At 36.2% G+C, this 25473-nt stretch carries 27 protein-coding genes and 1 pseudogene; 22 read left to right on the top strand and 6 right to left on the bottom strand.

Annotation, left to right across the window (positions count from 1 at the left end; genetic code table 11):
* Positions 1–25: 25 nt before the first annotated feature.
* The 3 genes from CQZ94_RS00980 (at position 26) to CQZ94_RS00970 (ending at position 3925) form a co-directional block, all read left to right on the top strand.
* The gene (locus CQZ94_RS00980) at positions 26–1210 is read left to right on the top strand and encodes an MFS transporter (RefSeq protein ID WP_258166005.1); all 1185 of its coding nucleotides are present in this window, start codon (positions 26–28) and stop codon (positions 1208–1210) included.
* A 487-nt stretch (positions 1211–1697) separates the two neighbouring features.
* Positions 1698–2693 carry a TauD/TfdA family dioxygenase gene (locus CQZ94_RS00975; RefSeq protein WP_105583935.1) on the top strand — a complete coding sequence of 332 codons (996 nt, stop codon included), beginning with the start codon at positions 1698–1700 and terminating at the stop codon, positions 2691–2693.
* 335 nt (positions 2694–3028) lie between these two features.
* Positions 3029–3925, top strand: a complete 897-nt coding sequence (locus CQZ94_RS00970; RefSeq protein ID WP_308727538.1) for an alpha/beta hydrolase — start codon at positions 3029–3031, stop codon at positions 3923–3925.
* A gap of 105 nt (positions 3926–4030) precedes the next feature.
* On the opposite strand, the gene CQZ94_RS00965 is transcribed toward CQZ94_RS00970, so the two are convergent.
* Positions 4031–4804: an SDR family NAD(P)-dependent oxidoreductase gene (locus CQZ94_RS00965; RefSeq protein ID WP_105583933.1), complete on the bottom strand. Its 774-nt coding sequence runs from the start codon at positions 4802–4804 to the stop codon at positions 4031–4033.
* An 836-nt stretch (positions 4805–5640) separates the two neighbouring features.
* Between CQZ94_RS00965 and CQZ94_RS00955 the strand changes: the two genes are divergently transcribed.
* The 4 genes from CQZ94_RS00955 to CQZ94_RS00945 all read left to right on the top strand — a co-directional run bounded on the left by CQZ94_RS00955 (position 5641) and on the right by CQZ94_RS00945 (position 8978).
* Positions 5641–6930, top strand: a complete 1290-nt coding sequence (locus CQZ94_RS00955) for an MFS transporter (protein ID WP_105583932.1) — start codon at positions 5641–5643, stop codon at positions 6928–6930.
* A gap of 59 nt (positions 6931–6989) precedes the next feature.
* Positions 6990–7124: a hypothetical protein gene (locus tag CQZ94_RS31595; protein ID WP_002171253.1), complete on the top strand. Its 135-nt coding sequence runs from the start codon at positions 6990–6992 to the stop codon at positions 7122–7124.
* A gap of 379 nt (positions 7125–7503) precedes the next feature.
* On the top strand, positions 7504–8292 hold the full coding sequence (locus tag CQZ94_RS00950; RefSeq protein WP_105583931.1) for an SDR family NAD(P)-dependent oxidoreductase: 789 nt from the start codon (positions 7504–7506) through the stop codon (positions 8290–8292).
* Positions 8293–8501: 209 nt separating this feature from the next.
* Positions 8502–8978, top strand: a complete 477-nt coding sequence (locus CQZ94_RS00945; RefSeq protein ID WP_105583930.1) for a 2,4'-dihydroxyacetophenone dioxygenase family protein — start codon at positions 8502–8504, stop codon at positions 8976–8978.
* 66 nt (positions 8979–9044) lie between these two features.
* Here the strand turns inward: CQZ94_RS00945 and CQZ94_RS00940 are convergent, their stop codons facing one another.
* Positions 9045–9950, bottom strand: a complete 906-nt coding sequence (locus CQZ94_RS00940; RefSeq protein ID WP_105583929.1) for a LysR family transcriptional regulator — start codon at positions 9948–9950, stop codon at positions 9045–9047.
* 216 nt (positions 9951–10166) lie between these two features.
* On the opposite strand from CQZ94_RS00940, the gene CQZ94_RS00935 reads away from it, so the two are divergent.
* The 4 genes from CQZ94_RS00935 to CQZ94_RS00925 all read left to right on the top strand — a co-directional run bounded on the left by CQZ94_RS00935 (position 10167) and on the right by CQZ94_RS00925 (position 11534).
* Positions 10167–10349, top strand: coding sequence for an SDR family NAD(P)-dependent oxidoreductase (locus CQZ94_RS00935; RefSeq protein WP_258166004.1), 183 nt, complete (start codon positions 10167–10169; stop codon positions 10347–10349).
* A gap of 22 nt (positions 10350–10371) precedes the next feature.
* A complete protein-coding gene (locus tag CQZ94_RS00930; RefSeq protein ID WP_258166003.1) occupies positions 10372–10980 on the top strand; it encodes an SDR family NAD(P)-dependent oxidoreductase in 609 nt (202 codons plus the stop codon).
* A 4-nt stretch (positions 10981–10984) separates the two neighbouring features.
* Positions 10985–11152, top strand: a complete 168-nt coding sequence (locus CQZ94_RS31590; RefSeq protein WP_258166002.1) for a hypothetical protein — start codon at positions 10985–10987, stop codon at positions 11150–11152.
* 247 nt (positions 11153–11399) lie between these two features.
* Positions 11400–11534, top strand: a complete 135-nt coding sequence (locus CQZ94_RS00925; RefSeq protein WP_105583927.1) for an aspartyl-phosphate phosphatase Spo0E family protein — start codon at positions 11400–11402, stop codon at positions 11532–11534.
* Between the two features lie 690 nt (positions 11535–12224).
* Here CQZ94_RS00925 and CQZ94_RS00920 read toward each other — a convergent pair.
* The 3 genes from CQZ94_RS00920 to CQZ94_RS00910 form a co-directional block, all read right to left on the bottom strand.
* A complete protein-coding gene (locus tag CQZ94_RS00920) occupies positions 12225–13439 on the bottom strand; it encodes an MFS transporter (protein ID WP_105583926.1) in 1215 nt (404 codons plus the stop codon).
* A gap of 6 nt (positions 13440–13445) precedes the next feature.
* On the bottom strand, positions 13446–13913 hold the full coding sequence (locus CQZ94_RS00915) for a VOC family protein (protein WP_105583925.1): 468 nt from the start codon (positions 13911–13913) through the stop codon (positions 13446–13448).
* Between the two features lie 192 nt (positions 13914–14105).
* Positions 14106–14222 carry a YjcZ family sporulation protein gene (locus CQZ94_RS00910; RefSeq protein WP_000007805.1) on the bottom strand — a complete coding sequence of 39 codons (117 nt, stop codon included), beginning with the start codon at positions 14220–14222 and terminating at the stop codon, positions 14106–14108.
* 279 nt (positions 14223–14501) lie between these two features.
* Here CQZ94_RS00910 and CQZ94_RS00905 point away from each other — a divergent pair, with 279 nt between their 5' ends.
* Positions 14502–14720, top strand: a complete 219-nt coding sequence (locus CQZ94_RS00905) for an aspartyl-phosphate phosphatase Spo0E family protein (protein WP_033658168.1) — start codon at positions 14502–14504, stop codon at positions 14718–14720.
* A 54-nt stretch (positions 14721–14774) separates the two neighbouring features.
* Positions 14775–14963 (top strand): RNA chaperone Hfq, encoded by a 189-nt coding sequence (hfq, locus tag CQZ94_RS00900; protein WP_000400656.1) that lies wholly within the window; start codon positions 14775–14777, stop codon positions 14961–14963.
* Positions 14964–15001: 38 nt separating this feature from the next.
* Here the strand turns inward: hfq and CQZ94_RS00895 are convergent, their stop codons facing one another.
* The gene (locus tag CQZ94_RS00895) at positions 15002–15604 is read right to left on the bottom strand and encodes an HD domain-containing protein (RefSeq protein WP_105583924.1); all 603 of its coding nucleotides are present in this window, start codon (positions 15602–15604) and stop codon (positions 15002–15004) included.
* Positions 15605–15776: 172 nt separating this feature from the next.
* On the opposite strand from CQZ94_RS00895, the pseudogene CQZ94_RS00890 reads away from it, so the two are divergent.
* The 9 genes and pseudogenes from CQZ94_RS00890 to moaA all read left to right on the top strand — a co-directional run bounded on the left by CQZ94_RS00890 (position 15777) and on the right by moaA (position 25456).
* A pseudogene (locus tag CQZ94_RS00890) lies at positions 15777–16609 on the top strand (flagellar motor protein MotP).
* A gap of 571 nt (positions 16610–17180) precedes the next feature.
* The gene (locus CQZ94_RS00885) at positions 17181–18125 is read left to right on the top strand and encodes a DNA-binding domain-containing protein (RefSeq protein WP_142395739.1); all 945 of its coding nucleotides are present in this window, start codon (positions 17181–17183) and stop codon (positions 18123–18125) included.
* 329 nt (positions 18126–18454) lie between these two features.
* Entirely contained in the window at positions 18455–19231 is a 777-nt protein-coding gene (locus CQZ94_RS00880) for a TerC family protein (RefSeq protein ID WP_105583922.1), read from the top strand.
* Between the two features lie 104 nt (positions 19232–19335).
* The gene (locus CQZ94_RS00875; RefSeq protein WP_002149117.1) at positions 19336–19527 is read left to right on the top strand and encodes a hypothetical protein; all 192 of its coding nucleotides are present in this window, start codon (positions 19336–19338) and stop codon (positions 19525–19527) included.
* Complete coding sequence (fdhF, locus tag CQZ94_RS00870) at positions 19496–22444, top strand: formate dehydrogenase subunit alpha (protein WP_105583921.1); 2949 nt, start codon at positions 19496–19498, stop codon at positions 22442–22444. Before CQZ94_RS00875 ends, fdhF begins: the two co-directional genes overlap by 32 nt.
* Before the next feature lie 158 nt (positions 22445–22602).
* A complete protein-coding gene (locus CQZ94_RS00865; protein WP_105583920.1) occupies positions 22603–23085 on the top strand; it encodes a helical membrane plugin domain-containing protein in 483 nt (160 codons plus the stop codon).
* Positions 23086–23260: 175 nt separating this feature from the next.
* Positions 23261–23605, top strand: coding sequence for a Na-translocating system protein MpsC family protein (locus CQZ94_RS00860; RefSeq protein ID WP_000041502.1), 345 nt, complete (start codon positions 23261–23263; stop codon positions 23603–23605).
* Between the two features lie 16 nt (positions 23606–23621).
* Positions 23622–24419: a formate dehydrogenase accessory sulfurtransferase FdhD gene (gene fdhD / locus CQZ94_RS00855; protein ID WP_105583919.1), complete on the top strand. Its 798-nt coding sequence runs from the start codon at positions 23622–23624 to the stop codon at positions 24417–24419.
* A gap of 20 nt (positions 24420–24439) precedes the next feature.
* On the top strand, positions 24440–25456 hold the full coding sequence (moaA, locus tag CQZ94_RS00850; protein ID WP_105583918.1) for a GTP 3',8-cyclase MoaA: 1017 nt from the start codon (positions 24440–24442) through the stop codon (positions 25454–25456).
* Positions 25457–25473: the final 17 nt, after the last annotated feature.

Raw genomic sequence — 25473 nt, 5'->3', positions numbered from 1 at the left:
GTAAAAATAGGGGGGGATTTATACGTTGAGCACTCCAAAATATTCTTGGATTATATTATTATTTCTAGTTGCTTCAGGTATGATCAACCAAGTTGATAAAATTATCATTGGTTTGGTTTCCGTTCCAGTAATGAAAGAGTTACATTTAAGTCCTTCGCAATGGGGATTGGTGGGAAGTTCCTTCTTTTGGTTCTTCACCTTTTCCTCTATCATTCTTGGTGGTATGGCCGATTCCAAAAACACGAAAAAAATGTTAACTTGGATGTCACTTACATGGTTGATTATTCAATTTCTCACACCTTTTGTTTCCAGTCTGTCTCTACTAGTCTTTACAAGAATGATCTTGGGAGCAGGCGAGGGTCCAGTCCCTGCCATATCAACGGCAATAATGGGAAAATGGTTTCCGAAACACAGACATGGTATAGGCTTTGGTGCAGTTCTATTAGGAACGACAGGTGGATCAGCTATTGCTTCACCATTATTAATCTCCTTAATCGATCAATATGGATGGAGATCTGCTTTTATAGCCATGGGGATTGTTGGACTTATTGTGCTAGTTTTATGGGGCATTTTCGGTAAAGAAAGTCCACAAGAAATTGGGTTGCCTTCATTTCATCAAGAGGAGCAGCATTCATCAATCCTTTCTAAGGTTTCTTGGCGTCAGTTTCTTCAGCATCTTTTATCTAAAAATTTTGTTTTTACCGTTTTATATGGAGGTTGTGCCTATTGGTTATTGTCCGTTCAAGCAATATGGTTTCCGGCATACTTTACCAAAGTTCAACATTTGAATGGTCAAACATTAAAACTAGCCGTGTCACTACCTTTTCTTTTCGCTGCCATCAGCCAAATCGGATTTTCCATGCTATCAGACCGGATTTATCGCAAAACTGGGGATATTCGTAAAGCACGAATAAATCTTGCCGGTTCCATGATGGTGCTATCTGCTCTTTGTGTATATCTGGAAAATGCTGTGAATTCTTCTGCTGTGTCCATCCTGTTCTTCACCCTTGCTCCAGGTTTTGCGTATGTCATTCTTTCACTCGCACCCGCAATATTTATGGATTTTTTTCTCCCAAAAACATCGGAAAAGCACAAGGGACGTTCATTGCTCTTGCAAGCTCAACAAGTATTATTGCTCCACTCGTATTCGGGTATTTCATCCAATATGCAGCGACTGAGGCGATTGGATATCGTTATGGATTTCAAGTAACTTCTTTGGGGATGTTCGTTATCGGGTTATTGTTTTGGATCGTTGTACGTCCTGCAAAGCAAAGCAACACAAAAATAAAAGCAGAGGAGCAAGTGAATATTTAAAAGATATACAGCAAGTAAGGGTACAGTAGTAACTTCAACGAAGAATTGTCTTAGTTAGTGAATATATCAAGTTGAGGTAAGGTGAGTATAACTATGTTGATGGATTATTTGGTCAATGAATCTATTACTTAGTTTTTTGAAAGGGTTGTTTGTGAGATTGGATGCCGGTATATATTAATACAACTTACTTATAATTGTATTTAATTTATAAGTGTAAAAATTAAATTCGTAATATTCAGTTGTTTTACTGGTATTTTGGGAGATAGCGAGAGGTTCGGATCAAAGGGCGATTAAGATACTTCTCTTTTCTTCATTGTTAATGCTAAAAAAAATTCAGTCATCTTAAGTAGGAAAATAACCAAATTAATAAAGGAGGATTATTTATGTCGATCATTTTAAAGGAAAAAATTCAAGGGCGTTCAGTGTGGAAGGGTATTGAACTAGCTAAAGATGATTCATGGATTTATTATTTGTCCGAGAAAATGATTGCTGCACTTGAGAAGGCTGTATTACATGTTCAGCATAAGGGATTAAAAGCACCTGATTTTGGAAAAGAGGATTTCCCAATTTCGGATTTTGCTGACGAAATCACTTACTTTGTTGACGAACTGGAAAATGGTAGAGGGTTCCTATTGATTCGTGGATTGCCAATGGAACGTTATACTGATGAAGAAGCAAGCATCATTTATTGGGGTCTCGGACTTTACCTAGGTATTCCAATCATTCAAAGTAAAAAAGGTGACCTTTTAGGGCATATCAAAGACGTAGGTCTCGACTTTAAAAATACAAGTGTACGTGGTTACCAAACGAATGTACACCTTCCTTATCACACAGACCTCGCTGATGTAGTTGGCTTACTATGTCTTCGCAAAGCAAAATCTGGTGGTCTAAGTAGTATCGCAAGTTCTATGGCTATTTATAATGAAATTCTTGAGAAGTACCCAGAGTATCTTGGAATTCTTTATCGTCCATTCTTTCATGATCTTCGCGGGGAAGAAGCACAAAGTTCATCTCCAGTAGTTTCATCACCAATCTTTAGTTATTACGATGGTAAATTGAGCTGCAGATGGATACGAAATTATATCGAATCTGCACAAACGAAAACAGATGTTTCTTTGACGAAATTAGAAATCGAAGCATTTGATTTACTAGATTCCCTTACTCATGATAAGAACATGCATATTGATATGATGATGGAACGAGGGGATATGCAATTCGTTAATAATTATACAGTTATGCATTCACGCACAGTATTTGAAGATTATGAAGAAGATGACCGCAAACGTCATTTATTAAGATTGTGGCTTATGATGCCAAATGGTAGAAAAATTGCCCCAGATTTCGAGTTTTATATCGGAGGAGTACCTGTAAATAGATAAAGTGAAGCTTCTATCAGTGGGGCTTCATCCCTTGTTGATGGAAAGCTCGTCTAATCGGGCTATTACTGCCAGTTAATGTGGGATAAACAGCTGGTGAGAAGTAAAATCGTTATTTTTTCTTATATTAAGTTGTATGGTGATTTTATTCATCGAAATAAGGTGAATAAAATCACCATTGTATGTTTTTTAATGATGAAGTGAATGTGAAGGTTTCAGGACAGGAAGAAAGGTTTAGGAAATATTCGGGTTAGTTTTAAAATAAATTGAAGTGAGGATGATGTTTCTTGGTAAATTTAGATCCGCAAGCAGAAAAATATTTACAAGCGTGTAATCAGATGCCACCTATTCATACGATGGATCCTAAGGCAGTAAGGGATATGCTTTACAACGCACCACGCCCTGCTGTAAAATTAGATCTGGTTTCAAAGGTAGAAAATTTAATGATACCGGTAAGTCAAGATGAAGAAATCAAATGTAGGGTATACATACCGGAGGGGCAAGGTCCCTTCCCAATATTTATTTATTACCATGGTGGAGGATGGGTTCTAGGAGACATTGACGTGGTGGATGCAAGTTGCCGAATGATCGCAAATAGAACGGCTAGTATTGTCGTATCTGTAAACTATCGTCTCGCTCCAGAGTATAAGTTCCCTACTCCAGTTGAAGACGCATATGCGGCATTGGAATGGTTTTATGAAAAAGGGTCCTCTTTTAACGGAGATGTTACTAGATTGGCAGTCGGGGGGGATAGCGTGGGTGGAAATCTAGCAACAGTAGTTACTATGATGGCGAGAGACAGAAAAGGCCCTGACATCACTGCACAGGTTTTAATTTATCCTGCGACAAATCTTGAGTTTAATACGGAATCCCACCAAACATTTGCGAAAGGATTTGGGTTAGATCGTGAACAGCTGGTTTGGTTCCGTAATCATTATTTAAGGAATGATGAGGACAGGTATAATGAATACGCTTCTCCTTTGGGGGCTGAAGATCTAAGTGGTCTCCCGCCAGCAATCGTAATCACCGCAGAAAATGATGTACTTCGGGATGAAGGAATGGCTTATGCTGAACGTCTGAAAAAATTTGGTGTGCAAGTTGAATATGCATGTGAACCTGGTATGATCCACGGCTTTTTTGCACACATGGCTATTTTCTCTAAGAACATTGAATCAACGGTTTCTAAGATTGACAAGTTCTTGAATACTGCTAAATATACAATAGGGATAGATTGAGATCGAAAAGTTATAAAAAACGAGCCCCAGCTTTTAGCGAGGCTCGTTTTTAAATACACTATTATTGGTAATCTAAGATACAGTTACAATATCTATCCTAGCTTTTTAGTAAAAAACGGTATCTCCAATTCCACCGGTTACCGAAATAACATCACCAGTAATAGATGCTGCCAAAGGTGAAGCCAAGAAGGTAATGACATTGGCAATTTCTTCTACTGTAATCAGGCGGCCGATTGCATTGAGTGCTGCCATCTGACGCAAAGCATCTTCGTTAGTGACTCGATTTCTAAACATTTCAGTATCGACAATCCCTGGATAAACAGCATTGACGTTAATTCCATGCTTTCCTAACTCCAATGATGCAGATTTTGTTAAATGGACAACAGATGCATTACGTGGACCGGAACTAAAATAATTACCGCCAATTCTAGCAGCTAGACCACTTATACTTATAATACGTCCCCAATTATTTTCAATCATATAGGGAGCTACAGCTCGGATACAACGAAAATAGCCCATATACTTTTCTTCAAAATCTTTCAAAATAAGTTCATCTTTAATACTATTAAAATCTTCTGGCTCAAAGCCGCCAACACGAGCTCCACTGTTGACTAAAATATCGATGCCTCCCATTGTTGCTGCTGATTTTTCAACTAAATTTAGAATAGAGTCAGGATCAGTAGTATCTGCCACAATCGGATAGATATTTCTTTTTGTTTCTTGGGCTAATTCCTCTGCCGCAATTTTTAGTGAGGATTCGTTTCTTGAACAAATCGTACAATCTACACCTTCCAGAGCCAACTGACGGGCAGTAGCTTTACCAATCCCGCGGCTTCCTCCAATAATAAGTGCTTTTTTTCCAGATAACTTTAAGTCCATATTTTAACCCCCTGTTTTGATTTAACCGTAAAAGATCAAACTTGGAAATAAATCCCGAGAATATTGAATCATTTCTATTTTTAATTCTACAGATAAATTATAATTAAATAAAATTAAAGATTTTAATTTGTAAGTAAGTATTACTAATATAAAAAAAGTTATTTTGTAAATAATGAAAATAGGACAGATACCTTACTCTGTAAAATGTATCGGTCTTGTACGATTGAATAGGCTCTTCAAGGGGAGGAGCACACTCCTATTCTTGTTTATCCCGCTATTTGTGTCCATCTCAAGGTTGAGAGAAGCGAAGAAGATAGGTAGAGAGTTGTGTTTTGTGATTTCAACAATATATTGTAATTGTTTACTGTCTATAACTGTATCCCTTTTGAATATTAGCGATATTTACTTACATATTAAAACTTTTAATTTTATTTATCTGAAAATTATGAATATAATCTAAATAACAATCCATGCGGTTGTATCGGTTGTTATTTAAAGCACTTTCGCGTAGGCGGAGAAGGAGGACAGCACTTAAGAAGTTATAATTTATCTGACAAAGAATTTGAGAAGGGAGATGGAGTTGAAGTTGAAGTTGATCTTTTATTAGGAAACAATCTATAAAATTATGGTAACGCTTTCATACTTAGGGAGGCTTGCAGTAATTTTATACACATTATGAAGAACCAGAACGTAAACGTCATTTACTAAGATCATGGCTCACGATGCCAAACGGCCGAGAAGTTGCACGTGATTTAGCGATGTTTATTGATGAGAAGACAGGTAAAGCAGGTCGCGGTGGTATTGTAGAAAACTTAAGGTAAGGGGAGATTGTTATATTGAACACCCCAAAATATTCTTGGATTATATTATTATTTCTAGTTGCTTCAGGTATGATCAACCAAGTTGATAAAATTATCATTGGTTTGGTTTCCGTTCCAGTAATGAAAGAGTTACATTTAAGTCCTTCGCAATGGGGATTGGTGGGAAGTTCCTTCTTTTGGTTCTTCACCTTTTCCTCTATCATTCTTGGGGGCATGGCCGATTCCAAAAACACGAAAAAAATGTTAACTTGGATGTCGCTGGTATGGTTGATTGTTCAATTTATTACACCTTTTGTTTCTAGTCTATCTCTGCTAGTCTTTACAAGAATGATCTTGGGAGCAGGCGAAGGTGCAGCCCCTGCTCTATCAACGGCTATAGTTGGAAAATGGTTCCCAAAACATAGACATGGTATAGGCTTTGGCGCTGTTCTCTGTGGAGCAACAATTGGGCCTGCAATTGCTACACCATTATTAATCTCCTTGATCAATCAATATGGATGGAGATCTGCTTTTCTAGTCATGGGGATTGTTGGGCTGATTGTATTAGTTTTATGGGTCATTTTCGGTAAAGACAGTCCACAAGAAATCGGGTTGCCTTCTTTTCATCAAGAGGAGCAGCATTCATCAACCCTCTCCAAGGTTTCTTGGCGTCAGTTTCTTCCGCATCTTTTATCTAAAAATTTTGTTTTTATTATTTTGTGTGGAGGTTGTGCCTATTGGTTATTGTCCGTTCAAGCTATATGGTTTCCGGCATACTTTACCAAAGTTCAACATTTTGATAATCAAACATTAAAATTAGCTGTGTCGTTACCTTTTCTTTTCGCTGCCATTAGTCAAATTGGCTTTTCTATGCTATCAGACCGGATTTATCGCAAAACTGGGGACATTCGTAAAGCACGAATAAATGTTGCCGGTTCCACCATGGTACTATCTGCTCTTTGTGTATATATAGCAAATGCCGTGAATTCAAGTGCTATATCCATTTTGTTTTTCACCCTTGCTCCAGGTTTTGCGTATGTCATTCTTTCACTTGCACCTGCAATATTGATGGATTTTTTTTCTCCAAAAAACATTGGAAAAGCACAAGGGATTTACGTTGCTCTTGCAAGCTCAACAAGTATTATTGCTCCGCTCGTATTCGGGTATTTCATCCAGTATGCAGCGACTGAGGAAATGGGATATCGTTATGGATTTCAAGTAACTGCTTTGTGTATGTTCGTTATTGGATTACTGTTTTTGATTGTTGTACGTCCCGCGAATCAAAGTCATACAACAATAAAAGCAGAGGAGCAAGTAAGTATTTAAAAATTAATGATGGATCGGGGAGGGAAAGAAAGGAGTAAATATGAAAGGGAGGTTGCTAAATGGATCGTTGTGTACATTGTCATGAAGTATTAGCCATTATGGAACGGAATCGCAGCGAGTGTTGGAATTGTCAAGAGAAGATGTCCGAGACTTACTCGGATGATTATATTGAAGTAGAAGATGAAGTAAAATAGGTTGTACGACAGAATTTGGAGCTTCGCAGGTAGCAAAAAAAGCAAGTTATCTTCTGATTGAACCAACCTAAAAGAAATATTTAAGTGCTTATGAATCACCAAATCAATTGGAATGATATCACCTTTTATGACAGGGTGATAATTTTTATTACGAAATCAGGAGAACATGTAATGGCAAACTTTCAAAGGTGAATTGGAAAATCCCGTCCATATTTATGGTAGTTGTTCAATATTGATACTGTATTCCTTTTTGAATATTAATAATATTTATTTGCACATTAAAATCTTTAATTTTATTTAATTATAACTTATGAGTATAATCCATAATATAGTGAGTTTTAAAAATTTCGAATATTTAAAATTTTTAAGGGGGTCTAGAATGTCATCTACACAATTGTTTGATTTAACAGGACAGACAGCAATGGTCACCGGAGGTGGTAGCGGGTTAGGACGTGTAATGGCACTGGCGTTAGCTGAGGCCGGTGCAAATGTGATAGTTTGCTCACGTCGTATAGAAGTTTGCGAAGAAGTTGTGAAAGAAATCGAGGCGTTAGGAGGACAAGCACTTGCCTTATCATTGGATATAACAGTTCCTGAATCTATCGCTCAAGGTGTGGAGATAGCGGTTTCTCATTTTGGGAAAATCGAAATTTTAGTCAACAGTAGCGGAACGGTTTTTGAAACGCCTGCTACGGACATGCCTTTAACGCAATGGCAAGCTATGCTCGATACAAATGTGACAGGAACATTTTTAATGTGTCAGGCTGTAGGAAGACATATGATAGACAACGAATACGGAAAAATCATTAACATTTCTTCTTCAATCGGCTTTAAAGGTACTGACCCAGAAGCAGTAGATTCTGTAGGATATACAACAAGTAAGGGTGCAGTTATGACTTTAACGAAGGATCTTGCAGTTAAGTGGGGCCGCCATGGTGTACATGTGAATTCTATTGCTCCTGGAGTTTTCACTACTGGAATGAATAACCCAGAAATACCGGGAACACTTGTGCATAAGGCCGGTCCGATTATCGCCTCCCAAGTTCCAGTAAGGAGGTTAGGTAGAGACAAAGATTTAGTAGGAGCAGTCCTTTATTTTGCTTCAGCAGCTTCTGATTATTGTACAGGACAAATATTGACTCTTGATGGGGGACTTGGTGCTAAGTAAATCCCCCAAAAAATAATTAAACTTAATTCGTGAATATATCAAATTGAGGGTGTGAATTAGTAGAAGTTAATTATAAGTTAAAAATAATCATTTCACTTAATTTTTAATTATGAACACACTGAAAATGATAGATTCGCAATAGTTAATCAACTGACTATTGTAAGCGTTATCAATATGCTGATTTTAAAAAATTGAAAGAGGGGATATAAATGGGAAACGTAAAGAATGTAAAAGAGGTAGTGGCATTTCATGCCAATAATATTTGTCCAGATGATTTACCTTGGATTCCTTATTTTGGAGATTCGAAGTTTAAATTGCTTAAGGCAAACCCGGTGACAGGACAGACGGTTACGCTATTAAAAGTTCCTGCGGCTATGCAGCTTCCTGCTCATTTTCACCCTGGTACGGTCATTGTTTATACCGTCCAAGGCACTTGGAGATATCTCGAGGATCCTTGGGTCTCTAAAGCTGGTGATGTCGTTTATGAGCCAGCTGGCTCATCCCATACACCTCAAGCTGTAGGGGATGAAGAAGTTATTACGCTTAATATTGTTGAAGGAACATTAGACTATTTAGGTGAGAATGGAGAAATAATTGCCAGAGATAATTGGGAGTCATTTCTGAAAAAATACCATGAGCATTGCGCAGCTGAAGGAATTGCACCTGTCGATGTGACTAAATTTTAAAAGATAGATTCGTAAAAAAGAGAAGCGCGACGTTCATGTGACGAAGATGCTCCTCTTTTTTCTTTTTTAACTCTTAATAATTTGGGATTTTAGATGATAAATATATTTGTTGGCAAAAGTGGATAGATGTTTATTCTCTGATCGAACCATTCCTAAAGAAATATTTACAGTCCTATGATTCATCAAATCAACGGGAATGATATCACCATTGTTGACAGGGGGATAATTTTTCATTACGAAATCAGGAGCAAATGTAATAGCTAAACTTTCGATGATGGCTTGGAGAACTCCATCCATATTGTTTGATGTAAATAGGATTTTTAAGGGTTTATATTTGTTAAAGAAATCTTGAACAAAATACTGCATAAATTCACCTTTATATGTAACGAGAGTTTGATCAAGTATATCATGAGGAGTTATGGTACCAAGAAACGCTAAGGGGGAATGCTTAGAAACATATACTTTCTGTTTCCCTTCAAATAGTGTTTCAAAAGCTATTCCTTCCATATTTACATTTAAATCGGGCGAATACGTAATCAGTCCGATGTCGGTCTTATGCTGTCGAATATCTTCAATTACAGCATGTCCACTTTTTTCGGTAACCTCCACATTTACATGTGGATATTCCTGTCTAAAAGCAGCTATAGCTTTTACTAGAAACGTCGTCAATCCGGGTAAAGAAGATAACCTTAGTTCTCCCACTTCCATGGAGTTGAATGAGCTGGCTGTCTCTTTTATTTCTTCAATTTTTCTCAGTACTCCGTAGGCAAGTTTTAGAATGATTCTACCTTCATCGGTTGGTACAGCACCGTGTCCCCGTGAGCGATTAAGGATCTTAATCCCTAACTCCTTTTCTAAGCTGGTAATGGATTGGCTAATCGTAGATTGGGTCACATGAAGATTCTGTGCTGCTTTAGTCAGAGAACTGTGTTTTGAGACCTCAATAATATATACTAATTGCTCAATGTTCATGACCGCTCCCCTTTTCGAATATTAGTATTACTTACTTACAGATTAAATTCTTTAATTTTATTTAATTATAATTTATAAGTATAATTGATAACAATAATAAGTTTTATAGAATTTTGAACATTCAAAAAATTAAAGGTATCAAAACAATTGTTTGTTTTAACGGGACAGAAATAGTTACTGAAGATAGTAGCGGGTTAAAGGATCCTGAAAGCATTTGTGTTGGTAAAGGAAGATGCAAACGTTGTAGTATGTTCACGTCGTATAGAGGCTTACGAGAAAGTTATGAAAGGAATCGAGGTATTAGGGAAACGAGCCCTTGTCCTGGCACTGGATGTAACAGATTCTGAATCTGTTGTTCAAGACAGGGATAAAGTAATTTCTCATTGCTCAACTGGATAAATAAAACATGGGGAGGAGACGGATGAGAACAGAAACTGTTTTAATTACAGGTGCTACAAAAGGAATTGGTTTGGAATTCGTTAAAATTTTCGCAGGTCATAGCTATAATTTGGTGTTAGTCGCCAGAGACGCAACGTTGCTGGAGCAACAAGCGGAGAATTTAAAAAAGGATTATGGTATGCAAGTAAATACTTTTGCTGGCGATTTAGGAAACTATACAACGGTAGAGAGCTTGCATCGACACTTGAAAACCGAGGGAATTGACATCGATATTTTGATTAATAATGCCGGAGCGGGCGGATTCGGACTTATGACGGAAGTGGATATTCAGAAGGAAATGGAATATCTGCAACTCAATATGATTTCGCTTACGTATTTAACTAGACTTTTTGTGGATGACATGGTGAAACGAAAGCAAGGTAAAATTTTAAACGTGGCTTCACTGGCAGCCTTTCAGCCGGTTCCACGAATGTCGATGTATGGAGCGAGTAAATCGTACGTCTTATCCTTTTCGGAAGCGATTGCTGAAGAACTGAAAGGAACCGGGGTTCAAGTCTCAGTGCTATGTCCAAGTTTTACCAAAACAACACTCACGCAGCAATTCGCCGGGGCAGGCACGAAGGTTCAATAAGAACATGTTGGATCCGCAAACGGTTGCCAAGTGCGGCTTTGAAGGATTAATGAAGAATAAAAGGGTAATCATTCCGGGCTTTAAAAATAAATTTATGGCTAAATGTGTGGGCCTGCTGCCAAGGAAATGGGTAACCATCTATACCCGAAAACTTCTTGAGCAAAAAGTGTAAATAAACATAAAATTCCTATCTTTGAAAGAATGAGAGTTTTTACACGTATCACCCTTATATAATTTCTGTGGCAAATTGCACAATCGTGCTTAATTTAGTTGAATAGCAAAGCAGGGGCCATTCAATCTTTAAAGAGTGCTCTCAAACCTTATACGATTTACGGAAAATATTATGCTTACGTTATGATTGGAGGAAGCTTCATGAAGCTGAAAAAAATTTAAATGAATACAATCAATTCAAACGCGAAATGGAAATATCGGCGCAGAAATATGGATTAACTAACCAAAAAACCGTTGAATTCAGCCAAAAGTTAGATTTAGTGGTCAATGAATTTATGATGATAAAATATTCAGAAGTAAACAAACAGGAGCAACTTGGGTAGTAGCTTATGTCTAATAGATGTTTCTAGAAATCATCTTTATCATATAAAACTGATAAAAAATTTTCCGAAAGAAAGCACAATAATTGTAGGCAGGCAGTAAAAATTAGTTAAAAGCCCTATAAAACAATTAAAAAATATTTCGATCTATTGGGATTAGATAATTGCAGAACAATTGAAGAAATGAAAGCCAGATAAACTTAAGAAGAAAGTGACTCCACAGAGTAAAGATTTTTTCATTTTTCGCTTTGAGAGTAAAGATTACTGTGAAATATTAATGAAGGGGTGACGTTATGTGGGTCTGTACCTCACACATGAAAGAAACATTACTATTGTTAGACACTCCCCATGTTAGCAAAGCTTCGTATCAAATTAAGTGTTCTCTTTGTGATAATCTTGCTACTGCAAAAGTTTATTATACTCACAGAACTTACCATTATATTAAAAAACAATGCATGGATTCTTTATCAAAATCTTCTCCTATAAAATCTGGTTAATTAATTTTGGGAAAAACAATGCATATCAACTTATGAATAGATAGTTCACGACTATCTTAAAATGGACAATCCAAACATTCTGTACAACGATAGGTTCTTTTGTTTGTTTTATACCCAGTACTCGTTTTTGGTTTTTCCTACAAATAAAAAAGAGGTTAGCCCGAGTAGCTATTCAGCTACTTTTGGGTCCACCTCATTAAGTGATAGTAGATTCTTCACTAAGATCCCCGCGATAAAATAAGAAAAGCCATATAAAACTAACGGAAATACAGCATAAAGCTAGCGAACTACCGATTATTTGCGGAGAAAGTATTTCTAAAAGCCATCCGGTAATAAACATAGATAATTGAATAAGAGATCCGTAAATGGAGTAGTGGAATGAAAAAACTTTACCAATCATGTCTTCTGGCGTATACGTTTGTAGCAATGTTGTATCAAGTGGAACGATGATTCCTCCTGCTATACGCATACAGAGTAATGTAATGATACCGATAATAAGTTGATCGGATAGAATGAATCCGAGAAAGAAAATTCCTTGTAGTAAATAGGCCCAACCAAATGCTCTTTTCATTTTTTCTTCATTTTTAGACATATAAAGATTAACGAGGAGACTGCCAATCATAAGTCCAGCCCCTTGAACCGTATATAAAATTCCAATGTTAGTGTGGAAAATTCTTTCGGCATAGATTGTTAGAAGTAGCTGATAAGCGCCTCCAATAATGCCCCATGAAATTCCGACAAGAATTAATGTTAAAATAATTTTTCTTTGTAATATGTATGTATAACCATCTTTTATATCAGTAATAAATGCTTTTTTCGTGTTAAAAGTACTACGAGAAGGGATATTCATTTTATGAATAATAAAGGCTGAAATAAAGTATGACAGGCTGTTCATTAAAAAAGCGATCTCAATACTTAAAGATTGTGCAATAACCCCACCTAAAGAAGCCCCCATAATAGACATAGAACCATTGATTGTACTAGAAAGAGAGTTAGCGGTTACTAAATGATTTCGATGTACGATATTCTTTAGAGTTGATTGCTTAGCAGGCTCAAATAAGCAAGAAAGTACTGATAAACATATATTAGGAATGAAAATAATCTCAATTTTATAGATCGCTAATAAATAAGTGAGGACGATAATTCCTCGTAAAATATCGGTGAAAATCATAATCTTTTTTTTTGAAAAACGGTCTACAATTCCGCCTATGAAAGGGCTGAGAAGGAGTTGAGGTAATCCTTTACTCATAAAAGTGAGCGCTATCATAAACGGAGATTCTGTTATGCTATAGACGAATGTTAATAAAGCTACAGTATGAAACCAATCTCCAAGTACACTTAACGTTTGACCATAAAATAGTTTTTTGAAGTTTTTATTTGTTTTAAGAAGCCTGTAATAAGAAATTGACATGGAAAATTAAACCTTATCTATAAGCGATGCCTGTACTTGTTTTTTCCATTCACTTAAATACATTTTCTCTGCTTTAGGTAGTCCAACAGGTAATTGTGCAATGAATTCTAAACTATTTCCATCAGGATCGTTAAAATATACGGAGGCGTGTGCTAATTCTGGAAAAACGATTGGCTCAATTGGCTCCATTCGAAAGTCTTTTCGCGCTGGAATTCCTTTCTGTTTGAGCCAGTGTATCGCGTCTTCTAAATCGTGTAAGCTTACTTGGAAAGCGATATGTCGTAAGGCTGGATGATAAGTAACTTTGTATTCTTTTCCTTCCCAAAGGCCAATCCAACTTTCATTTTCTACAATCCAAAAGAAGGCGGTATCTTTGTCTCTTTTATATAATTTTAGCCCCAGTGATTCATAAAAAGGTATCGAAATTTCTAAATTACAGACAGGTAAATGTGCTTCATAAAGACCTTTAATCATTATAATCCTCCTTAATAAAAATGTTTCTTATTCCATAGTAAACGATGTTTTGTTTGTTGAAATCACTAAAAAGAAGGATATAAATTCATACGAAAGTATGAAAAAACAGCTCAAAGATGAGCTGTTTTCGTATAGTTTTTAGTTAACATATTTTATTCATTTAGGGTTTAGCGAAAAGGATACGTATTATATTTAAAACCCTCCGCCTCCACCCCAACAGCTACATCCGATAATGATTAGAAGGATGAATAGCACGATGAGTAAAGCAAATCCACCGCCGAAACCAGCGCAACTACCACCAAAGCTCATGTTTTTTCCTCCTTTTTAGTAAATTAATCTATATAACTAATGGATTACTTTATAAGATATGTTTTTATTTAGAAAAGGAGCAAGTCTTACTTCTAATTAGACAAGAGCCTGTGATCTGATTTAGATATGATATTCACTTTGTTTCATAGCGCTTTTTTGAAAATGGTAAAAAAATATGGAAGTAATAGGTGAATGTATTGTAAATGAAAGGGGTATGTAACTTACAATTACATTAAAATTTGTAAAAAAAACCATTTTTTTATTTTTTTATGAGTGAAAATGTACTATAATTTTACAAGTAATATTATGGGAAAAGGGAGTTTTAGTATAGAGATGGAGATGGGACAATTACACAATAAAATAGAACACAAAAAGAAAGAGTTAATTCAACTTGTTGCTAGGCATGGATTAGATCATGATAAAGTTTTGTTATTTAGTCGAGATTTAGATATACTAATTAATAAGTTTATGAATATAAAAGACAAAGTATATAAGTGATTAATCTTTATTTTTTTATATTAGGATTATTTATTTGCAAAGGAGAGAACAGTTATGGAACACTTACAAGAAGAGTTGTATAAACAAATAAAAGAAGAAAAAGGTGCAGTTACTATATTCTTAAAGAGCGGAGTAAGAATAGTGGGGGAAGTAGTTGGAGTAGATAGATTTACAGTATTAATGTTAGTAGATGGAAAACAACAACTTATTTATAAGCAGGCAATATCAACAATTATGAAATAAGACACTCAAAATGAGTGTCTTATTTCATAATTAAATCGTTACTGTTTGCATGCTTCAACGTCAATGCCAGCAGCGAGTAATTTTTTTTCTCCGTCTTGTTCAATGATTTTTTGTAATTTAGATAAGAAAGAGTCAAAATCTGTATGTTTACCAACTTGGAAAGTCATTTTATGCTCAATTGGTAACCAAGTATCAATATCAGCTTCGTTATGCTGAATTTTCACTTCAAGTTTATCAAGTGCGTTAGCAACTTTTGCTTCATACGTTTCTTTCGCTTCGAATTCCATCCATAAATCGTATAATTCTTCACCAAGAGAACCTTCTAGTGTATGTTTAATATTTAAAATAGCCTTTTGCTCATTTTTTTGTTTTTGTAATTGTAATTCACGGCTATTCATTGTATCAAAGGCAGGAATATCACCAGCTTCTGCTTCAACAAGATCGTGAATTATGACCATTTTAAGTAATTTTTCAATATTTATTTTTTGATCCAAATAAGGCTCAACTAAGATAGCCATTAAGGACATACGCCACGTATGTTCAGCAACACTTTCTTGACGTCCGTTAGAAAGCCAACTATGTCGCATTTCATATTTTAGTTTTTCTGCTAATGCAATGACTTGCAAAATGTTATGTTCCATCGTGATCCTCCTCATATTTCTATACTATAATTCTAATATGGAAATGAAATGTGTCAATTTTATGAGTATATTGCGATAAATAGATGATAAGCGTATAATGAGCATTATATGTGAAAACGCATTATTAAAATAAAAAAATGTTTTATAAAAATGAAAAGGGAAGGGCAGGAATATGGGAGACGAAAATCAAGTATTTGCTAGACCAGAAAGAAAAAGAAGGAAGTTTGATATTTCTAGCCCAGTGGGCATTATAGTAGGTTTCGCCATTGTAATAGCGGCGATCATGCTTGGCGGTGGTGGAATAAAAGGTTTTAAAAATTTTTTAGATGTTTCATCTATTTTAATTGTTATAGGGGGAACAACAGCGACAATAATTGTGGCATATAGATTTGGAGAAATAAAAAAATATACGAAAAGTATTTTTACTGTTTTACATAGAAGAGAGGAAGATTTAGAACAGTTAACGGATTTATTCGTTGATTTTTCGAAAAAATCTAAAAACATGGTTTACTTTCATTAGAAGTTGATGGAGAGCAAGTAGACAATCCTTTTATTCAAAAGGGGATTCGTTTAATGCTAAGTGGCTATGATGAAGATGAATTAAAAGAAGTGTTAATGAAAGATGTTGAAACAGAGGTGTATGAGTTAAGAAAAGGAGCAACATTATTAGATAAAATTGGTGATTTCGCTCCAGCATGGGGGATGATAGGAACGTTAATAGGTCTTATTATTATGCTTCAAAACTTGCAAGATACATCTCAAATTGGTACAGGGATGGCAGTCGCTATGTTGACGACGTTGTATGGATCTGTTATTGCAAACATGATTGCAATACCGTTATCTGAAAAAGTATATCGTAGCATTGAAGATTTATATACAGAAAAGAATTTTGTAATAGAAGCAATCACCGAGCTTTACCGAGGACAAATTCCTTCTAAGTTAAAGTTAAAACTTGATACATACGTATATGAAACGAAGATGACAAAAGACAAACGAGCGGCTTAATAGCTTGAGGGGGGGTATGATGATAAAAAGACCGCAAAAAGAGTTTGAAGAATCGGTTTAAAATACACTTTTTTTTAGCTGAAAGAGAGGAACTAGCCGTATAATACCGGTTAGTTCCTTTTTAGTATGTACAGGCAGAGAAATCAAATGTTTCTGGAGTGTTATGCCAAAAGTCTCTTTCGTGTATTTAGCTGTTTTTATTTAAGGGTTATTATTTGGTTTAATTAATAAGTAGTAGGCTTTTTTCATTTGAAAATATAAGAGAATGTATCTCTGGATTGTGTTAGTAATATTTCGTGATAGCGCAAAAATTTTCGGTGAAATTACATTGGGAATACCATATAATATAATTAAACACATTTTATTAATATAGCATCGTGTTAGATTTTTTTATTATTTTCTTAAAAAATCTTTACTATTATTTACATACTTTTTATACCTTTTTGTATGTCAATTATTTGACAGATAATTCCGAAATGTTATAATATGGATATGTGGAAATTTCTATTTTCTTAAAAGACATGGGAGTCAGATGAGAATTGTGAAAGGATGAGGGGCAGTGACACAGAGTATGTATCACCACACAGCAATCAACGTATTAAGTCTTTTACAAAACATGTCAAATAATAAAACGAACGATATGAAATTAGAGGCGGAATTTAAAAAAATAGAGAAACAATTCCGAATAAAGTATGAAGAGCTTATCGATTTATATAATAGAATGGCATTATTTCAAATAGATATAGAAAAAAATGGCGGTATGCGAGTATATGAAAAATCAGGGATTACATGGTTGAAGTCTGAACTAGAACTACTGTATGAAGTATATCAATTTTGTCAGCGTCAAGGCTTAAACATTGCAAATATTTCAAAATATGTTAGTAAAAATGAACTGAATTTATTTCCAAAAACGGAAAGCCAATTACAGAACACGTATTATAAATTAAAAAAACAAGAAATCCCGTTTGAAAATATTGAAAAACAAAAGCCGGGTCGAAAACGCAAATATACACCTGTAAAGGATATAGTTGTTGAGGCGAAACAAGAAAGAAAACAGGAAGTAAAAGAAGATTTCCGAAGTGAAGAGGACGAAAAAAATCTCGTAACAGTTATATCTGGCATCGTGGATAACTTTGAAACAATTAGTCAATGTAGTGAAAAGAAAGAACACGAATTGCATCAGTTCATGGCGGGGATTTATAAGCTTTCTAGCATGGCTGCAGGGCGTTCGAAAGAAGAAAAGAACGCTCGGGGTCTTGAAGGTGAAGTACATTCATTACGAGCTGAAAATGAAAGGTTAAAACGAGAGAAGGAAGACCTTGTACATGATATTAAAGAAATAACGCATCATTTAATTCATTTTATTACGAGCTCTGATATCGATCAAATTCGTACGTTGCCTTTCTTCGTAAAAGAGTGTAAACAAGATTTACATAAGCTAGGATTATATAACGATCAAGACGGAAAAATGAAAATTCTGGTTGATAGTAGTGGTCAGGTTATGACTGTATCATAATAAAAATGGGTACAAAATATTCAAAAAAAGAAATATGTATTTTGTAAAAACATTGGTAGTGAAACTGAAATTAATAATGTGTGATTAACGATAAATCAAATGTCGACGTGGCTTGGAAAAAGAGGCCATGTCATTCGTTTACGGTTTTGATACGGATGAAAAGCACAATCTAAACCTGTTTTTTTGTAGAAATTCTAAAAAATAGAGGACAGAAAATTGACTGTCTAAATGTTTTAGTCGTAAGTTTTAGCATTTAATTTGGCTTAATAGGAAATTCTATTGATAGCAAAGTCTTTACCTCATTTTTGTTTTAGAAAGGAGAGAAGTGGATGGAGTCAATATGGCTAGAGTACGCTTGGGCATTATTAATTCTAATTGGATTAGAAGGATTGTTATCGGCTGACAATGCCCTTGTCCTAGCGGTTATTGCGAAACATTTACCTGAAGAAGAGAAAAAAAGAGCTATAAATTACGGAATCATTATGGCCTTTGTTTTTCGATTTGCAGCCCTATTTGCGATTTCATTTATTGCAAATGTTTGGCAAATACAAGCAATAGGAGCAGCCTATCTTCTTTATTTAGGATTGAAGCATGTCATTCAGGCGCAATTCGGAAAAGAAAGTAAAAATATTCATGAGGACGATGAAAAGGAAGCGGCAGGTAAAAGCTACTGGTTCACAGTAGGAAAGATTGCATTAGCTGACCTTGCTTTCGCGATTGATTCAATATTAGCCGCAGTTGCTCTTGCTCTGGGGCTTCCGGATTCACCGCTTGACGATTTCGGTGGTATGGATGGAGGACAGTTCATTGTGGTACTTCTTGGTGGGATTGCTGGACTTATTTTAATTAAATTTGCTGCAACTTGGTTTGTTGGTCTTCTTGAGAAACGGCCAGCATTGGAAACAACGGCATATGCGATTGTTGCTTGGGTTGGTGTCAAATTAGCTGTAATTACACTGGCTCATGAGGATATTGGTATTTTAGACCATGATTTTCCGCACAGTACAACTTGGACTTTAATCTTCTATGGAGTATTAGTTGCTATCGCACTAATTGGTTGGTTTGCACCGGGAAATAAGTCATCCCAAAATAATCCCGAAAGGTAATAAAAAGGTCAGAGCATTATGTGCTTTGTCCTTTGTAATGATATTTATATTGTGTATTTTGGGATTTAACGCTATAATTACAGTGTTAAAGATGGAATCGTGATATGACCTGTTATGAATCTATCATTTTATTTATGAATAAATGGACTGGTATTTTAGCAAGATGTGCTAATAAACTACTCCACCATGATGATAACGTGCCAAAAATGTGGTGCGTATATTTTCGTGGTGGAGTTTTTTTATTCTCAAAAAGGGGGAGTAACCATGAACGACAGCATGGTTCATATTACAATTGAAGGCAAAGAATATAGTGCTGAGTCTGGTTCGACTATACTAGGCGTTATAAATGAGAACGGAATTGAACATCCACAAATTTGTTACGTGCCGGAAGTGGATCCGATTCAAACGTGTGATACTTGTATTGTAGAAGTGAATGGAAAGCTTGTGCGATCGTGTTCTACAGTAGTGACGAACGGTATGAATATTGAGTTGTCCTCTACTAGTGCAAAGGCAGCGCAACATGAAGCGATGGACCGCTTATTAGAAAATCATTTACTTTACTGTACGGTATGTGACAACAATAACGGGAATTGTAAATTGCATAATACGGCAGAATTAATGGAAATTGAGCATCAAAAATATCCTTATGAGCCAAAGGTTGATGCAAGTGAAGTTGATATGTCTCATCCATTTTACCGCTATGATCCGAATCAGTGTATTGCGTGTGGTCAATGTGTAGAGGTGTGTCAAAACTTACAAGTAAATGAAACGTTATCTATTGATTGGGAGGCAGAGCGCCCTCGTGTTATTTGGGATGAAGGAGTAGAGATTAATGATTCTTCATGTGTAAGCTGCGGTCAATGTGTAACAATTTGTCCTTGTAATGCATTAATGGAGAAATCGATGCTCGGTGAAGCTGGATTTATGACAGGGTTAAAACCGGATATTCTTGAGCCTATGGTTGATCTTATTAAAGAGGTTGAACCTGGATATAGCGGTATTTTCGCCGTGTCAGAAGTAGAAGCTGCGATGCGCGACACTCGTACGAAAAAGACGAAAACAGTATGTACGTTTTGTGGTGTAGGTTGTTCATTTGAAGTATGGACGAAAGGGCGCAAAATTTTAAAGGTGCAACCAACTTCTGAGGCACCAGTTAATGCGATTTCTACTTGTGTAAAAGGAAAATTCGGTTGGGATTTCGTTAATTCTGAAAAACGACTTACGAAACCTTTAATTCGTAAAAATGGAGTGTTCGTTGAATCGACTTGGGAAGAGGCACTTCATGTAGTAGCGAATAAATTGGGCTCTATTAAAGAAGAGTACGGTAAAGGTTCAATCGGCTTTATCTCTTCTTCTAAAATTACGAATGAAGACAACTATGTTATTCAAAAATTAGCACGACAAGTGTTTGAAACGAACAATATTGATAACTGCTCACGTTATTGCCAATCACCAGCGACGGATGGATTGTTCCGTACAATTGGTATGGGCGGAGATGCAGGGACGATTAAAGATATCGCACAATCAGGCCTTGTTATTATTGTCGGTTGTAATCCAACAGAAGGTCATCCTGTGTTAGCGACTCGTGTGAAACGTGCACATAAACTTCACGGTCAAAAGCTAATTGTTGCAGATCTTCGTAAAACTGAAATGGCAGAGCGTTCAGATATCTTTATTAGTCCAAAGCAAGGGACGGACCAAGTATGGTTAATGGCTGTTACGAAATATATGATTGATCAAGGTTGGCATGATCGACAGTTCATCGACGAGAATGTGAACTTCTTTGAAGATTTCAAAGATAGCCTTAAAGAATATACGCTTGAATATGCAGAAGAGGTTACAGGTATTTCAAAAGAAACTCTCGTTCAAATGGCCGAGATGATTCGTGATGCAGATGGTACGTGTATTCTTTGGGGTATGGGTGTAACGCAAAATACGGGTGGTTCAGACACTTCCGCTGCGATTTCAAACTTACTTCTTGCAACAGGAAACTATCGTCGCCCAGGTGCTGGTGCATATCCACTTCGTGGTCATAACAACGTACAAGGTGCTTGTGATATGGGAACTCTTCCAGGCTGGCTACCAGGATATCAGCACGTTACTAACGACGTAGAACGTGCGAAATTTGAAATAGCTTACGGAGTAAAAATTGATAACAAACCAGGTCTAAATAATATTGAAATGCTTCACGCAATTGATGAAGGGAAAATGAAAGCTATGTATCTTGTTGGAGAGGATATGGCTCTTGTTGACTCTAACGCAAATCACGTACATGAAGTGTTATCAAGCCTTGAGTTCTTTGTCGTTCAAGATGTGTTCCTTTCTAAAACGGCACAATATGCAGATGTAGTATTACCGGCAGCGCCATCTCTTGAGAAAGAAGGTACTTTTACAAATACAGAGCGTCGTGTACAAAGGTTATATCAAGTACTTCCAACGCTAGGAGATGCGAAACCAGACTGGTGGATCGTGCAGGCAATTGCCAATAAGTTAGGCGCAAACTGGAACTATAATCATCCAAGTGAAATCTTTGCTGAAATGGCGAGTTTATCACCACTATTCGCACATGCAAACTATGAAGTGCTTGAAGGGTGGAACAGTTTCCACTGGGGAAGTTTTGACGGAACGAATACGCCGCTTCTATTCAAAGATGGATTTAACTTCCCGGACAAAAAGGCTCTTTTTGCGATAGCTGATTGGGTACGTCCTGCTGAATTCCCAGCAGAATACGATCTTCACATTAATAACGGTCGTATGCTTGAACATTTCCATGAAGGGAACATGACAAATAAATCAACTGGTATTCAATCGAAAGTACCAGGTGTTTTCGTCGAGGTTTCTCCAAAACTTGCAAGGGAACGTGGAGTGAAAACTGGCTCGTTAGTACGTCTTGTTTCTCCTTTTGGAGCACTTAAATTACGTGCACTTGTAACAGATCGTGTAAAAGCGAATGAGCTGTATTTACCGATGAACTCGACAGATAATGAAACGGCGATTAATTTCTTAACTGGTCCGGCGGTCGATCAACGTACAAATACGCCTGCATATAAACAAACGAAAGTGCGTATGGAAGTGTTACTAGTAGAAGGAGAGAATCCGATGCCAAAAACGAACCCACGTAATAAAAAGCGTCATCCTCAAAACGGTATTGAGGTAAATCGCAAGTGGGCTCGTCCAGGATACGTACACTTAACGGATAAAGTGAAACTTTAATCAGTGGGGGTTTTCTTTATCTCCCACTGATTATTAGTTGAACCAATCGGGCTTTTACGGGCAGTTGATCCCCCACCTAACTTCTTTGCTTTCGCTGAATTTTGAGGTAGGGGTCTTACTGCCCGTTAATGCGGGATAACTAGGGAGGAGAAAAGAATATGGCAGCACCTATTCAAGCGATTCAAAAGCAGGAGTTAACTGAGGCAGAACTCAAACAACAAAAACTCGAAGATTTAAAAGAACTGCTAGCTAATAATGAAGATGCTTTAAATCAAATGTTTAATATAGTAGGTGAATTAAATGACATCGGGATGCTGGAAGCTGCAAATTCTATGCTGAAAGCGAAAGAACCAATCGCAAAAATTGTTCTAGGCCAAGTCACTCGTGAACCAGTTACAAATTTAATTAATAATATGATGGGCGCGGCAGGAGCTTTAACAGAACTTGATCCGGAACTTACGAAAAAGCTTGTAGGTAGTGTATTAACAGGTATGGATGAAGGAAGCCAGCATTTGCAAAGCAATAAAAAAGTAGGAATATTAGACCTTATGAAAGTACTGAAAGACCCAGATATTAATCGTGCTATCGGATTTGGTCTTCATTTCTTAAAAGGTATGGGTAAAGGATTAAAAGAAGAATAGATAAGCAACAATAATAGTATTTCATATGTTGCTTGCGTACTTGAGATAATTGTAAAAGATGATCCATTTCGTCTCATTATTAAATAGTTTAGACGAAATGGTCATTTTGTTAAAATAGTTGTGATGGAATAATATTTGAGAAGATAGTAAGGAATAACTGGGGAGGAATGAGAGTATGTCAAAAATGGTACATGAATTTAATGATATGATCCGAAAGCTTCGAAAAGAGTTGTTCGGGAAAGGGCCGGAACGAATTCATACTGTATTTACTGAAAACATGGCGATTGCTACACTTTATGGGAATTTGACACCTACAGAGAAATTCATTTCGGGAACTATGGATGGTGCGGAAATGGTTCATATGGCTCGAACGAAAATGATTCAAGAAGTGTATGCGGCTAATCCTCATGAACATTTAGAAGAACTTGTTGGTGCGAAGTTGGTTCATCTGTTTTCTGATATGAAAGTAGATGAAGATATTGCAGTTTCAGTTTTTGTCTTTGATAAAAATATAACGTGAGAGAAGGATGCTCATCGTGAAATCGATTCAGGTGGAACGGGAAATTTTTAAATATGAGCAAGGGAAATTTAAACATATAGAGGACAGCATTGTAACAGAGTTTCCTGTTACGGTTAAAATTAACGGCCAGGAATTTGTTACAATGGTTAGTACTCCAGAGTATATTGAAGATATGGTAATTGGCTTTTTAGCCTCGGAAGGCATTATCCGAAAGTATGAAGATATTGATGAAATATGGGTGCAAGAAAAAGAAGGCTATGTACATGTAAAAACGACGAAAATCAATCCTTATTATCGTGACATGCAAAACAAACGTTATATTACTTCTTGCTGTGGAATGAGTAGGCAAGGATTTGTTTTCGCAAACGATGCGCTGACTGCGAAAGAAATGAATGATATTCGCGTAAAGATCTCTGCCGAGGATTGTTTTCGGTTAATGAATGATATGCAGCAATCTGCGTCTACGTTTCAACATACAGGCGGCGTTCATAACGCAGCTTTATGTGATGTGAGTGGAATTATTTTAAGCCGCATGGATATAGGAAGACATAACGCTTTAGATAAAATTTACGGCTATTGTTTAAAAAATAACATTTCGATTGGTGATAAAATTATTGTTTTTAGCGGACGTATCTCTTCTGAAATTCTATTGAAAGTTGCGAAAATTGGCTGTGAAGTAATATTGTCAAAATCAGCTCCAACTGAATTAGCATTAGAGCTAGCGGAGCAGTTAGGGATTACTACAATAGGCTTCATTCGTAATAAATCTTTAAATGTATATACGCATCCAGAGCGGATTGTAAATATAAAATAAGTAGAAACGAGGCAATAAATATGAAATCTGTTACATTAGACAAATTGGATCGTCCTTTAAAGGACTTGCGTATTTCTGTTACCGATCGTTGTAATTTTCGCTGTCGATATTGTATGCCGGAGGAAATATTTGGTCGTGATTATTCTTTTTTGTCTAATGATAAAATTTTATCTTTTGATGAAATTGAAAGGATTACACGTATTTTCGTTTCTTTAGGTGTAAGAAAGTTACGTATTACTGGGGGAGAGCCGTTACTTCGAAAAGACCTACCTGAACTCATACAACGGTTAAACGAAATTGACGGAGTAGAGGATATTGGTTTAACGACAAATGGATCATTACTTAAAAAATTTGCTCCGGATTTATATAAGGCGGGTTTATCTCGTGTGACAGTTAGTTTAGATTCTTTAAATGAAGAGAGATTTTCTTATTTAAATGGGAATAGAAGTAAAGTGAAAACTGTTCTTGTGGGAATACAGGCTGCAGCGGAAGCCGGAATGAAAATTAAAATGAACATGGTTGTGCAAAAAGGAAAAAATGAGCAAGACATCGTTCAGATGGCAGAGTACTTTAAAGAGAATAAGCATATCCTTCGATTCATTGAATATATGGATGTCGGCAATTATAACGGCTGGGAATTAGGTGAAGTAGTTTCTAAGCAAGAAATAGTAGAAATGATTCATAAAGTTATGCCGCTTGAAAAAATGGAAGCGAATTATCCTGGTGAAGTTGCGACACGTTATCGTTATATCGGTAGTGATGAAGAAATAGGAATTATTTCATCTGTAACAGATTCGTTCTGCTCATCATGTACAAGAGCACGTATTTCCGCAGAAGGAAAATTGTATACATGTTTGTTTGCTTCTAAAGGAAATGATCTTAAAGAATTACTTCGCTCCGGATATACGGATGAGGAAATTACTGATATTATTCGTGACATTTGGAATAATCGTTCAGATCGCTATTCAGATGAACGGTTAAGCGATACGAATAAAAAAACAATACCGAAAATTGAAATGTCGCATATCGGTGGCTGAGAAACTACTATGAATGT

The sequence above is a fragment of the Bacillus sp. MYb209 genome (assembly GCF_002975175.1).
GTDB lineage: Bacteria > Bacillota > Bacilli > Bacillales > Bacillaceae_G > Bacillus_A.
This window is presented reverse-complemented; position numbering and strand designations above follow the sequence as displayed.

Coding starts and splice junctions, on each gene's coding strand:
- CQZ94_RS00975 (WP_105583935.1), top strand. CDS start 1,698: ATGTCGATCATTTTAAAGGAAAAAATTCAAGGGCGTTCAGTGTGGAAG.
- CQZ94_RS00970 (WP_308727538.1), top strand. CDS start 3,029: ATGCCACCTATTCATACGATGGATCCTAAGGCAGTAAGGGATATGCTT.
- CQZ94_RS00965 (WP_105583933.1), bottom strand. CDS start 4,804: ATGGACTTAAAGTTATCTGGAAAAAAAGCACTTATTATTGGAGGAAGC.
- CQZ94_RS31595 (WP_002171253.1), top strand. CDS start 6,990: ATGGATCGTTGTGTACATTGTCATGAAGTATTAGCCATTATGGAACGG.
- CQZ94_RS00950 (WP_105583931.1), top strand. CDS start 7,504: ATGTCATCTACACAATTGTTTGATTTAACAGGACAGACAGCAATGGTC.
- CQZ94_RS00945 (WP_105583930.1), top strand. CDS start 8,502: ATGGGAAACGTAAAGAATGTAAAAGAGGTAGTGGCATTTCATGCCAAT.
- CQZ94_RS00940 (WP_105583929.1), bottom strand. CDS start 9,950: ATGAACATTGAGCAATTAGTATATATTATTGAGGTCTCAAAACACAGT.
- CQZ94_RS00930 (WP_258166003.1), top strand. CDS start 10,372: ATGAGAACAGAAACTGTTTTAATTACAGGTGCTACAAAAGGAATTGGT.
- CQZ94_RS31590 (WP_258166002.1), top strand. CDS start 10,985: ATGTTGGATCCGCAAACGGTTGCCAAGTGCGGCTTTGAAGGATTAATG.
- CQZ94_RS00925 (WP_105583927.1), top strand. CDS start 11,400: ATGGAAATATCGGCGCAGAAATATGGATTAACTAACCAAAAAACCGTT.
- CQZ94_RS00920 (WP_105583926.1), bottom strand. CDS start 13,439: ATGTCAATTTCTTATTACAGGCTTCTTAAAACAAATAAAAACTTCAAA.
- CQZ94_RS00915 (WP_105583925.1), bottom strand. CDS start 13,913: ATGATTAAAGGTCTTTATGAAGCACATTTACCTGTCTGTAATTTAGAA.
- CQZ94_RS00910 (WP_000007805.1), bottom strand. CDS start 14,222: ATGAGCTTTGGTGGTAGTTGCGCTGGTTTCGGCGGTGGATTTGCTTTA.
- CQZ94_RS00905 (WP_033658168.1), top strand. CDS start 14,502: ATGTACTATAATTTTACAAGTAATATTATGGGAAAAGGGAGTTTTAGT.
- hfq (WP_000400656.1), top strand. CDS start 14,775: ATGGAACACTTACAAGAAGAGTTGTATAAACAAATAAAAGAAGAAAAA.
- CQZ94_RS00895 (WP_105583924.1), bottom strand. CDS start 15,604: ATGGAACATAACATTTTGCAAGTCATTGCATTAGCAGAAAAACTAAAA.
- CQZ94_RS00885 (WP_142395739.1), top strand. CDS start 17,181: ATGTATCACCACACAGCAATCAACGTATTAAGTCTTTTACAAAACATG.
- CQZ94_RS00880 (WP_105583922.1), top strand. CDS start 18,455: ATGGAGTCAATATGGCTAGAGTACGCTTGGGCATTATTAATTCTAATT.
- CQZ94_RS00875 (WP_002149117.1), top strand. CDS start 19,336: ATGACCTGTTATGAATCTATCATTTTATTTATGAATAAATGGACTGGT.
- fdhF (WP_105583921.1), top strand. CDS start 19,496: ATGAACGACAGCATGGTTCATATTACAATTGAAGGCAAAGAATATAGT.
- CQZ94_RS00865 (WP_105583920.1), top strand. CDS start 22,603: ATGGCAGCACCTATTCAAGCGATTCAAAAGCAGGAGTTAACTGAGGCA.
- CQZ94_RS00860 (WP_000041502.1), top strand. CDS start 23,261: ATGTCAAAAATGGTACATGAATTTAATGATATGATCCGAAAGCTTCGA.
- moaA (WP_105583918.1), top strand. CDS start 24,440: ATGAAATCTGTTACATTAGACAAATTGGATCGTCCTTTAAAGGACTTG.